Source organism: Streptomyces sp. NPDC004658 (assembly GCF_040609555.1).
Lineage (GTDB): Bacteria > Actinomycetota > Actinomycetes > Streptomycetales > Streptomycetaceae > Streptomyces.
This window is the reverse complement of sequence record NZ_JBEXKG010000215.1, coordinates 1-10160: the sequence shown is the minus strand read 5'-3', so window position 1 is coordinate 10160 and position 10160 is coordinate 1. Positions and strand designations below refer to the sequence as shown.

At 71.5% G+C, this 10160-nt stretch carries 14 protein-coding genes; 6 read left to right on the top strand and 8 right to left on the bottom strand.

The window, feature by feature from the left end:
- The 3 genes from ABZV94_RS37435 to ABZV94_RS37425 form a co-directional block, all read right to left on the bottom strand.
- A partial coding sequence (locus ABZV94_RS37435) for a DUF2637 domain-containing protein (RefSeq protein WP_356348786.1) occupies positions 1-311 on the bottom strand: 311 nt, incomplete at its 3' end.
- Positions 312-403: 92 nt separating this feature from the next.
- Positions 404-1306: a DUF3558 family protein gene (locus ABZV94_RS37430; protein ID WP_356348784.1), complete on the bottom strand. Its 903-nt coding sequence runs from the start codon at positions 1304-1306 to the stop codon at positions 404-406.
- Between the two features lie 126 nt (positions 1307-1432).
- The gene (locus ABZV94_RS37425; protein WP_356348782.1) at positions 1433-2320 is read right to left on the bottom strand and encodes a DUF3558 domain-containing protein; all 888 of its coding nucleotides are present in this window, start codon (positions 2318-2320) and stop codon (positions 1433-1435) included.
- A 214-nt stretch (positions 2321-2534) separates the two neighbouring features.
- Here ABZV94_RS37425 and ABZV94_RS37420 point away from each other — a divergent pair, with 214 nt between their 5' ends.
- A complete protein-coding gene (locus ABZV94_RS37420) occupies positions 2535-3728 on the top strand; it encodes an RtcB family protein (protein WP_356348780.1) in 1194 nt (397 codons plus the stop codon).
- Here ABZV94_RS37420 and ABZV94_RS37415 read toward each other — a convergent pair.
- Positions 3718-4311 (bottom strand): TetR/AcrR family transcriptional regulator, encoded by a 594-nt coding sequence (locus ABZV94_RS37415; protein ID WP_356348778.1) that lies wholly within the window; start codon positions 4309-4311, stop codon positions 3718-3720. The two genes, ABZV94_RS37420 and ABZV94_RS37415, sit on opposite strands and share 11 nt — an antisense overlap.
- An 81-nt stretch (positions 4312-4392) precedes the next feature.
- Here ABZV94_RS37415 and ABZV94_RS37410 point away from each other — a divergent pair, with 81 nt between their 5' ends.
- Positions 4393-5238: an NAD(P)H-binding protein gene (locus ABZV94_RS37410; RefSeq protein ID WP_356348775.1), complete on the top strand. Its 846-nt coding sequence runs from the start codon at positions 4393-4395 to the stop codon at positions 5236-5238.
- A gap of 175 nt (positions 5239-5413) precedes the next feature.
- Positions 5414-6172 (top strand): SDR family oxidoreductase, encoded by a 759-nt coding sequence (locus ABZV94_RS37405; protein ID WP_356348773.1) that lies wholly within the window; start codon positions 5414-5416, stop codon positions 6170-6172.
- Positions 6173-6388: 216 nt separating this feature from the next.
- Here the strand turns inward: ABZV94_RS37405 and ABZV94_RS37400 are convergent, their stop codons facing one another.
- The 3 genes from ABZV94_RS37400 to ABZV94_RS37390 all read right to left on the bottom strand — a co-directional run bounded on the left by ABZV94_RS37400 (position 6389) and on the right by ABZV94_RS37390 (position 7724).
- The gene (locus tag ABZV94_RS37400; RefSeq protein WP_356348770.1) at positions 6389-6550 is read right to left on the bottom strand and encodes a hypothetical protein; all 162 of its coding nucleotides are present in this window, start codon (positions 6548-6550) and stop codon (positions 6389-6391) included.
- Complete coding sequence (locus ABZV94_RS37395) at positions 6547-7323, bottom strand: SDR family NAD(P)-dependent oxidoreductase (protein ID WP_356348768.1); 777 nt, start codon at positions 7321-7323, stop codon at positions 6547-6549. Before ABZV94_RS37395 ends, ABZV94_RS37400 begins: the two co-directional genes overlap by 4 nt.
- 62 nt (positions 7324-7385) lie before the next feature.
- Positions 7386-7724, bottom strand: coding sequence for a YnfA family protein (locus ABZV94_RS37390; protein WP_356348766.1), 339 nt, complete (start codon positions 7722-7724; stop codon positions 7386-7388).
- Positions 7725-7871: 147 nt separating this feature from the next.
- On the opposite strand from ABZV94_RS37390, the gene ABZV94_RS37385 reads away from it, so the two are divergent.
- The gene (locus tag ABZV94_RS37385) at positions 7872-8336 is read left to right on the top strand and encodes a hypothetical protein (protein WP_356348763.1); all 465 of its coding nucleotides are present in this window, start codon (positions 7872-7874) and stop codon (positions 8334-8336) included.
- Positions 8337-8409: 73 nt separating this feature from the next.
- Here ABZV94_RS37385 and ABZV94_RS37380 read toward each other — a convergent pair whose 3' ends face one another.
- Complete coding sequence (locus ABZV94_RS37380) at positions 8410-8814, bottom strand: helix-turn-helix domain-containing protein (protein WP_356348761.1); 405 nt, start codon at positions 8812-8814, stop codon at positions 8410-8412.
- Between the two features lie 133 nt (positions 8815-8947).
- Between ABZV94_RS37380 and ABZV94_RS37375 the strand changes: the two genes are divergently transcribed.
- Positions 8948-9838 (top strand): NADP-dependent oxidoreductase, encoded by an 891-nt coding sequence (locus ABZV94_RS37375; RefSeq protein WP_356348758.1) that lies wholly within the window; start codon positions 8948-8950, stop codon positions 9836-9838.
- A gap of 101 nt (positions 9839-9939) precedes the next feature.
- Positions 9940-10160: LLM class flavin-dependent oxidoreductase (locus ABZV94_RS37370; protein WP_356348756.1), on the top strand; the 221-nt coding region annotated here is incomplete at its 3' end.

The following is a 10160-nucleotide window of genomic DNA, read 5'->3' as shown; positions in this document are numbered from 1 at the left end:
GGGTCCGGCCAGGCGGCGGCGCCGTTGAACGCGATCGTCGCCGCCGTCAGCAGCCACGCCGTCTGGCGCAGCAGCGGGAAGGGGATGCGGATCCAGGTCAGCAGCAGGTCCAGGGCGAGGAGGACACAGATGCCTGCGTCGATGCCCACCGGGAACACATAGGAGAAGTTCCCGAAGCCCTTCTTGATGGCCAGCTCACGGACGGCCGCGTACGAACCGGCGAAGCCGATGCCGGCGATGATCAACGCGCCGGTCACGACCACGCCGATGAGCACGCGGTGCATCCGAGTCAGCTGCAGTGGCGCGGCCACTCGTACTCCCCTCCCATTGCGTGTTGTTGCGCGCAACAGAGTGGCACACGTGTACGGCGAACGTGGTGCCGGTCGGCCGTCACGGCCTCCGGTCAGCTCTTCTTCGCGGCCGACGCGGACGCGGACGCGCCGGCGGAGGCCGACTTGGAGGGGGACGTGGAAGGCGACTTGGAGGGCGACGCCGACGTGGACGGGGACGCCGGCGAAGTCGCCTTACCGCCCGCCCCGTTGGCCGACGACACCGACGCCACGGCCTCCTTCAGGGCCTTCTCCGCGGCCTTCGTCAGGTCGTCGGCGTCCGGCGTCTTCTCGCCCGCCAGACCGGCCCCGTTGTAGTCGACCGCCACGACGACGTTCTCCACCCGGGCGACGACCGTCTGCTGCTTGAAGAGACCTTCCTTCTTCTTCAGGTCGTAGCGCACCGCCGTCGCCTCCGCGCCCGTGCCGGACAGCGGTATCGCCTTGGTGTTCTTCGCGCCGTCGACCGCCTGCGCGTCCTTCACCTGCCGCGCGTAGTACGTGTGCGCCTGGTCGTCACCGGAGCCGCGCGTGGCGTCCGAGTCGAAACGGAGCAGGGAGACGTTCAGCCAGCGGAACTGGGAGCCCTTCACGCCGTTGTTGTCGAGGCTGTTCCAGGAGCAGGAGGCCCGCGACGACGGCTCGTCCGAGCTGCCCTTCTTGCCGGACTTCGCGCCCTTCGGGACCAGGTCGGCCAGCGTCTTCTTCGACAGCACCGCGCACGCGTCGGGAAGCTTCGCGTACGCTGCCGCCTGCACCGTCGGGGACGCGCTCGCCGACGGCTGCGTGCTGCCGCCCCCCGCCGACTGCGTGCTGCTCTCCCCACCGGACTTCGCCTTGGAGTCACCCGAGTCGGAGGAGCACGCGGCGGTGATCAGAACCGCGGGAACGGCTGCCGCGCAGACAAGAACGCGGCGGAGGCGCTCGGCTCGCTGGTGTCGCTGGGCAAGGTCGTCTCGCTGGGCTGCTCGCTGCATGGTTCCTTCACTCATGACGCTCGGTGTTCGTGCGGGTTCCTGCGGGGCCACGGTACGCGGTGAAGGAGCTGTGCGGTTTCCGTTCACGCCCTTTGCGCGCGGGGGCCGGCGGTACCCGGGAGACCGTCAGCCGCCCAGCGCGTCGTCCAGCCGAGAGGCCAGATTACGGGCCCTGTCCTGCATTTCCTTGCTGTCCGGGACCGTTCCCATGGCCATCGGCTGCTCCTCGTACTGGATGGTGACGATGACGTTGGACGTGCGGAACACCACAGTCACCGTCCGCTGTTCGGCCGTCGAACCGGACGCGCTGAGCCGGTCGTCCAGATACGCCTCGTCACCGAGGTCGGTCAGCGCGCGCGGCTGGAGATCGGTGGGCGTGGCACCGGACGACGCGTCGGCGGACTCGGACGACCCCGAGGAGGAAGGGGAGTTGGAGGAAGAGGACCTCGTCGCGTCGGGGGAGGCCGCACCGCCGGCGGAGCCCTTCGCGGGTGCGGACGAGGACGAGGACGCGGACGCGGTGGGCGACGGCGACGAGGCCGGCGGTGCCGAGGAGGCCGGCGGTGCCGGAAGGTCGGCGGCCGTCTCCTTCTCCAGGAACAGCTTCTGCGCCTGGTCGTCGTCGCTGACCGTGTTGTCGTACGACACCACGCGCTCGAAGTCGACCGACAGGCGGTCCGTGGCGTCGGCCGACTCGACCTTCCAGCGGCAGCCGACCTTGCGATCGGTGTCGTAGGTGAGCGCGGCGTCGCCCTGGTAGGCCTTGTCCCGCTGCGCCGGGTCGGTGATCTGCTGGATGCCGGGCAGCAGCGCGTCCAGGGTGTCGTGGCCGACCGCGCCGCAGGGTTCCGGGAGCGTGCTGTACTTGCCGGGCTGGGCGGCGGCCACCGTCGAGCCGGTGTCGCCCGGGTTGGCGTTGTCCGCCGGGCCGGTGTCCCCCGAGCCGCTCGTGCAGCCGGCCAGCAGCGCCGCGAGGAGGGCGGCGGTGCCGGTTACGTACGCCTTCCGCTGCACGGTCGGGCTCCTCTCGACGGTGTGCGATCGCTGGTGCTCCAGTGTCCCCGCTGGTTATTCGCTTGCCGCAGCGGGGCGCCCCCTGGAGACAATGTGTATCGCACGCACTGCCGTGGACGCCGGTCCCTTGTCCCTTTTCGTCGACCTTGGCGCCGCTTTTGCGTTTTGCTGCTTCTAAGCCTTTTGTTGTTGATTCCGGGGGAACGAGGAACGTATGTCGTACGTGGAGATGCCGGGCGCCAAGGTCCCGATCCGGATGTGGACGGACCCGGCGACGGTCGAGGACGTGGCCCTGCGCCAGCTCCAGAACGTGGCGACCCTGCCGTGGATCAAGGGCCTGGCCGTGATGCCGGACGTGCACTACGGCAAGGGCGCCACGGTCGGCTCGGTCATCGCGATGCGGGGCGCGGTGTGCCCGGCGGCGGTCGGGGTGGACATCGGCTGCGGGATGTCGGCGGTGAAGACGTCCCTGACGGCGAACGACCTCCCCGGGGACCTGTCGCGGCTGCGGTCGAAGATCGAGCAGGCGATTCCGGTGGGGCGGGGGATGCACGACGACCCGGTCGAGCCGGGGGACTTCCACGGTCTGGCCACGGCCGGGTGGGAGGACTTCTGGGGGCGGTTCGAGGGGGTCGCGGAGGCGGTGCACTTCCGCAGGAGCCGAGCCCTGGGACAAATGGGGACACTCGGATCGGGGAATCACTTCCTGGAAGTTTGCGTAAGCGAAGACGATTCAGTCTGGCTGATGCTCCACTCCGGCTCCCGCAACATCGGCAAGGAACTGGCCGAGCACCACATCGGGGTGGCTCAGAAACTCCCGCACAACCAGGGCCTGGTCGACCGGGACCTCGCCGTCTTCGTCGCGGACACCCCGCAGATGGCGGCCTACCGCAACGACCTGTTCTGGGCGCAGGAGTACGCCAAGTACAACCGCACGCTCATGATGGCGCTTCTGAAGGACGTGATCCGCAAGGAGTTCAGGAAGGCGAAGCCGACCTTCGAGCCGGAGATCTCCTGCCACCACAACTACGTGGCGGAGGAGCGGTACGACGGCATGGACCTGCTCGTGACCCGCAAGGGAGCGATCCGGGCCGGCTCCGGCGAGTACGGGATCATCCCGGGCTCGATGGGCACGGGTTCCTACATCGTGAAGGGTCTCGGCAACGAACTGGCCTTCAACTCCGCCTCGCACGGCGCGGGCCGGCGCATGAGCCGGAACGCGGCCAAGCGGCGCTTCTCGACCAAGGACCTGGAGGAGCAGACCCGGGGCGTGGAGTGCCGCAAGGACTCCGGAGTCGTCGACGAGATCCCGGGCGCCTACAAGTCGATCGACCGGGTCATCGACCAGCAGCGGGATCTGGTCCAGGTCGTGGCCAAGCTGAAGCAGGTCGTCTGCGTCAAGGGGTGACCTGGAGCGAGTCCAGCCAGCGCAGCAGGCGGGCTCCCTCTCTGGCCATGATGTCGGGGTCGCGGAGGGCGTTGGTCAGGAGGGACATGCCCTGGTAGGCCGCGATCAGGGTGAGGGCGTGGTCGTCGGGGTCGGGGAGGCCCCAGGTGCGGAACTGGGCGGCGGCCCAGTCCAGGAGGCGGCGGATCACCGCGCCGGCCTCCGCGTCCAGCGTGCCGTCCGCGCGTTTGTCCAGTTCGACGGCGAGGGTGCCGGTGGGGCAGCCGTGGCGGGCGGCGGTCTCGCGGTGGGCGGTCCATGCCTCGACGAGGCCCTTGAGGCGGTCGCGCGGGGTCGGCAACCGGTCCAGTTCGGCGGTGAGTTCGTCCAGGTGGGCGCGGTGTTCCGCCAGGGCGGCCTGGACCAGTTCGTCCTTGGTCTTGAAGTAGTAGTAGACGTTCCCGACCGGGACGCCGGCCTCGCGGGCGATGTCGGCGAGGGTGGTGCGCTCGACGCCCTGTTCGTGCAGGACCCGGGCCGCCGCCGCCGTGAGCCGCCGGCGTTTCTGTGACGCCCGTTCCCGCCGATCCACTGAGTTTGTCACCTGACTGACTATAGACAGCCGGGGGTGTAGGGCTGCTAGGTTTCGAGTCAGTTAGTCAACTGACTCATTTGGGGGCTCGTGATGATCGCTGTGACCGGTGCGACCGGGAACGTCGGGCGTGTGCTGGTGGAGCTGCTGGCGGGGGCCGGTGAGGAGGTCGTGGCCGTGTCGCGGCGGCCGGGAACCGCGCCGTCCGGGGCCGGGGTGCGCTGGGTCCGCGGGGGCGTCGGGGAGGCGGCGGGCCTGCGGGGCGCCCTCGACGGTGCCCGCGCCGTGTTCCTCGTCCTCGGGGGTGAGCTGAACTTCCGGGGGGAGAGCCCCGACGCCCTGCTGGATGTGGTCGCGGACGCCGGGGTCGGGCGGATCGTGCTGGTCTCCTCGCAGGTCAGCGCCACCCGGCCCGACGCGCCCTCGCACGCCCGGCTGCGGGCCCTGGAGGCCGCGGTACGGGCGTCCGGGCGGGAGTTCACCATCCTGCGCCCCGGTGGATTCGCCTCCAACGCCCTCGCCTGGGCCGAGTCGGTCCGCACCGGGCGTACCGTCTTCGCCCCCTTCGGGGATGTCGCGCTGCCCGTGGTCGACCCGGCGGACATCGCCGCCGTGGCCGCCGCCGCACTGCGGGAGGACGGGCACGCGGGCCGGGTGTACGAGCTGACCGGACCCGAGCCCATCAGCCCCCGCGAGCAGGCCGGGGTCATCGCCGCGGCCCTCGGCGAGAAGGTGGCCTTCGTGGAGCTGTCCCGCGAGGAGGCGCACGCGGGGATGGCGCGGTTCATGCCGGAGCAGGTCGTCGCCGGCACCCTGGACGTCCTCGGGGCGCCCCTGCCGGCCGAGCGGAGGGCCGGGCCGGACGTGGAGGCTGTCCTGGGGCGCCCGGCCGCGCCCTTCGCCGCGTGGGTCGCGCGGAACCTGCCGGCGTTCGCCTAGGCGGTCTCGTCCGGGGCGCCTGGCGTCCGGGAGCGGGAATCGTCGTCCGCAGGCAGCAGGATCGGGCAAGAGACCGGGAGGATCGTTCTGTTCGCGAGGACGGTGGCGCGGTTGCCTTGAGGGGTCACATTCCGTACGGAGCCTGCGGGCTCCGGATGCCCAGGAGGCACAACAGATGAAGGTAGCCGTCGTCACCGGCGCCAGTTCCGGCATCGGCCAGAGCGCGGCCGTCCAGATCGCCAAGCGCGGGTCCGGCGTCGTCCTGACCTACAACTCCAACGAGCAGGGCGTCCAGGACACCGTCCGCGAGATCGAGCGGGTGGGCGGCACCGCCGTGGCGCTGCGCCTGGACATCGGCGACACGACGGGCTTTCCCGCCTTCCGCGAGGCCGTGGCCGGCGTCCTGCGCGAGACCTTCCAGCGGGACTCCTTCGACCATCTGGTCAACAACGCGGGCTTCGCCGGGATGGCGTTCATCGAGGAGACCACCGAGGAGGGATTCGACAAGCTCACCGACGGCCTGTTCAAGGGCCCCTTCTTCCTCACCCAGACCCTGCTGCCGCTGCTGGCCGACGGCGGTGCCATCGTCAACCTGACCAGCAACTCGACCCTGCCCCAGGTGACCGCACCCGGCTACTCCGTCTACGCGGCCCTCAAGGGCGCCATGGTGGTCCTCACCCGGTACATGGCCAAGGAGTTCAGCGCCCGCGGCATTCGCGTCAACTCCGTCGCCCCCGGCGCCACCCGCACCCGCTTCGCCGATGACGCCTTCGCGAGGAACCCTGAGATCATTCCCGACCTGGCGAAGACGTTCGCGCTCGGGCGGATCGGCGAACCCGACGACATCGGCATGGTCATCGCCATGCTGGTCTCCGAGGAGGGGCGCTGGATCACCGGCCAGGACATCGAGGTCTCGGGCGGCCAGAACCTGTGACCGGGCGCCCGGAGGCGGCAGACCTTGCCCGGTCCTGCTGCGGCGGGACGGGTGGGGGCACCTCCGTGCACGGCTGAAGGCATGCTTCTGGGCGAGATGCGCGAGCTGGTGAACCGGCATGCGTGCCCCGATCCGACCACGGCGATCGACGGCATTCATGACGCGGTCCGTCTCCGAGCCGAGCCACCCGTACCCACCGCGGCCCTGCCCCGAGCGCTACTTCGCGTGCCGTACGGCGTAGATCATGATGAACGCGATGATGTGGATGCCGAAGAGGAAGTAGGCCAGGAAGTACCAGACCTGGCGTTCGTTCTTCGTCTCCTGGGCCAGGCGCCGTTTTTCGAAGGTGTCCTCCGCCGGCGGATTCTCGTCCGTCACAGTTCCCGGTGCACCTTCGTGTTGGACGCCTGGGCGCGCGGGCGCAGGATCAGCAGGTCGACGTTGACGTGGCTGGGGCGGGTCACCGCCCAGGTGATCGTCTCGGCCACGTCGTCCGCGGTGAGGGGCTCGGCGACGCCCTCGTACACCTTCTCGGCCCTCTCCGTGTCCCCGCCGAAGCGGGTCAGCGCGAACTCGTCGGTCTTGACCATGCCGGGGGCGATCTCGACGACCCGGACCGGCTGGCCGACGATCTCCAGGCGGAGCGTCTCGGCGAGGACGTGGGCGCCGTGCTTGGCGGCGACGTAGCCGGCGCCGCCCTCGTAGGTGCCGTGGCCGGCGGTGGAGGAGACGACCACGACGACGCCGTCGCCGCTCGCGACGAGCTTCGGCAGCAGCGCCTGGGTGAGGTTCAGGGTGCCGATGACGTTCGTCTCGTACATCGTGCGCCAGTCCGCCGGGTCGCCGGTGGCGACGGGGTCCGCGCCGAGGGCGCCGCCCGCGTTGTTGACCAGGACGCCGATGGTCTGGAAGGCGGTGGCGAACTCGTCGACGGCGGCGCGGTCGGTGACGTCGAGCTGGTACGCGACGGCGGAGTGGCCGGCCGTGGTCAGTTCCTCGGCCAGGGCTTCGATGCGGTCCTTGCGGCGGGCGGTGAGGACGACGCGGTAGCCGGCCGCGGCGAGCTGCCGGGCCGTGGCTGCGCCGATGCCGCTGCTCGCGCCGGTGACGACGGCGATGCGGGAGGCGGCGGACGGTGCGGCGGTGGCCATGGCTGCTCCTGGGGCTGCGGCTGGGCGGTCGGTCGAGTGGTCCCGTCCAGCGTAAGTGAGCCTCAGCCGCCGTTTCGCGGCGCCCACATGATGACCGCCATCCCGGCGAGGCAGATCAGCGCGCCGGTGATGTCCCAGCGGTCGGGGCGGTAGCCGTCCGCGACGACGCCCCACAGGAGCGAGCCGGCCACGAAGATCCCGCCGTAGGCGGCGAGGATGCGGCCGAAGTGGGCGTCCGGCTGGAAGGTGGCGACGAATCCGTAGGCGCCGAGGGCGAGGACGCCTCCGGTGATCCACAGCCAGCCCCGGTGTTCCCGCGCGCCCTGCCAGACCAGCCAGGCGCCGCCGATCTCGAACAGCGCGGCGACGACGAACAGGGCGGCGGAGCGGAGGATCGGCATGGGGGCAGCTTGGCACGCCGTTGCGGTGTCGCCCGGGGGAGGGCGCGTCACCTGTTGGAGGGCGCCTGGGGGGCGGCGCGCGTGGCATACATCCGTACGGCAGCCGTGGAGACGGCCGTGTGGTCGCGAGCGAGGAGTGGTGAGGGCATGCGGATGCGGTCGTGGGTGTTGTCCGGGCTGTGTGCGGGTGCCGTGCTGGCGCCGGGGGTCGCGGTGGCCGCTCCGGTTCCGGAGGCCGATCTCGCCTTCCACGGGACCGCGACGATGGACGGGGACCAGGTGGAGGTGCTGCTGACCCCGCGCAACAACGGCCCCACCGCGGTCACGGACGCGACGGTCCGGCTGCGCTGGTCGGAGGAGCTGGCCGACCGGCAGGAGCTGCCCGCGCGCTGCGCCCGGGAGGACGAGCGGACGGTGCTGTGCGGGACCGGGCCGCTGGCCGTGGACGCGGCGGGGGAGCAGCTGAGGCTGCCGGTACGGCTGCGGGAGCGGCCGTCGGAGCTGACGCTGGAGGTCGACACCGCGTGGAGCGCCGGTGTGCTGGACCAGGACCGGTCGAACGACCGGATGGCGGTGCTGGTGCTGGCGACCGGCGATCCGTACGCGTTCTGACCTTCTGACGCCCGTGGCGGGGGGTCTGTGACCTGGGGCCGGTGATGCCTTCCGCGCCGGAGCCGCCGTCGGGTCAGGCGGGGTTCTCGGCGTCGTAGCGTTCGCGGGCCTCGTGGACCTCGTCGAAGTGGGTCTCGGCCCAGGTCTTCACGGCGGTGAGCAGGCCGGCGAGGCTGGCGCCGAGCGGGGTGAGCGCGTAGTCGACGCGGACCGGGACGGACGGGGTGACCGTGCGGCTGATGATGCCGTCCCGCTCCAGCGTGCGCAGGGTCTGGGTGAGCATCTTGGGGCTGACGCCGGCGATCTTGCGGCCGAGGTCGCTGTAGCGCAGGGGGCCGGTGGACAGGGCGGCGACGACGAGGCTGACCCACTTGTCGCTGAGCCGTCCGAGGAGCTGGTTGGTGGGGCAGCTGCGCAGGAAGGCGTCGTAGTCGGCGCGGGCCTGTTCGCGGCGCTGGGCGGCGGTCATGGTCGCCATGGGCTCTCCTCCTGGTCTGCTACGCACTCTCAGGTAACTACTTACCCGCAGATAGTAGCTCTCCTACGGTGGGTCGTGCGGCCGGAAAGGTGCCGCGGAAACCATCAACTGCCCTTTGCTGAGGAGAGTTGTCATGCGTGCTGCTGTGGTGAGGGCGTTCGGCGGTCCGGACGCGGTGGAGATCGCCGAGGTGCCGGTGCCGGAGCCGGGGGCCGGGCAGGTGCGGATCAAGGTGGCCGCGGGGGCGCTGAACCCCGTGGACGCCGGGGTGCGGGCCGGCTTCTTCGGCGGGGCCGGCAAGACGCTGGGGCTCGGCTGGGACGCGGCCGGGACGGTGGACGCGGTCGGGGTGGCCGCCGCCTGGCAGGTGGGCGATCCGGTGGTGGCGCTGGTGCCGGGGGTGGCCGACCCGCTGGGCGCGCACGCCGAGTACGTCGTCGTGGACGCGGGCGCGGTGGCGAAGGCGCCTGCCACGGTGGACGCCGTGCACGCGGGGACCCTGCCGCTGAACGGGCTGACCGCCGTGCAGGCGCTGGACCTGCTGGACCTCGCGCCGGGCGCGTCCCTGCTGGTGACCGGGGCGGCGGGTGCGGTCGGCGGGTTCGCCGTGCAGCTGGCCGCGCACCGGGGGATCGAGGTGACCGGGCACGCGCGGGCCGGTGACGAGGAGCTGGTGCGGACGCTGGGTGCCGCGCACTTCACGGCCGGGCCTGCCGAGCCGGGGAGCGTGGACGCGGTGCTGGACGCGGCGGTGCTCGGTGAGCCGGCGCTGGAGTGGGTGCGGGACGGGGGCGCGTACACGGGGGTGCGGCCCGGGGCGTATCCGGCGTCGGTGCGCGGGGTGCGGACGGGCGCCGTGGCGGTGGCCGCGGACGGGGCGCGGCTCGCGGAGCTGGTCCGGCTGGTGGACGAGGGGGTGCTGACCCTGCGGGTGGCCGAGACCTTCTCCTTGGACAAGGCGGCCGAGGCGCATGCCCGGCTGGCGGAGGGCGGGGTGCGGGGGCGGGTGGTGCTGGTGCCGTAGGGGCCGGGAAAGGGGGGCGGGGGCGGGGCTGGAATACCCGGGGTGTGGTGGGCGTTGGAGGGGTATAGTTGAACGGTCAACAACCTGGAGGGTGAGCGACCATGCAGTTCGGGATCTTCACGGTCGGCGATGTCACGCCGGACCCCACCACGGGGCGGACCCCGACCGAGCGCGAGCGGATCAAGGCCATGGTCGCCATCGCGCTGAAGGCCGAGGAGGTCGGCCTCGACGTCTTCGCGACCGGTGAGCACCACAACCCGCCGTTCGTGCCGTCCTCGCCGACCACGATGCTCGGCTACATCGCCGCGCGGACCGAGCGGCT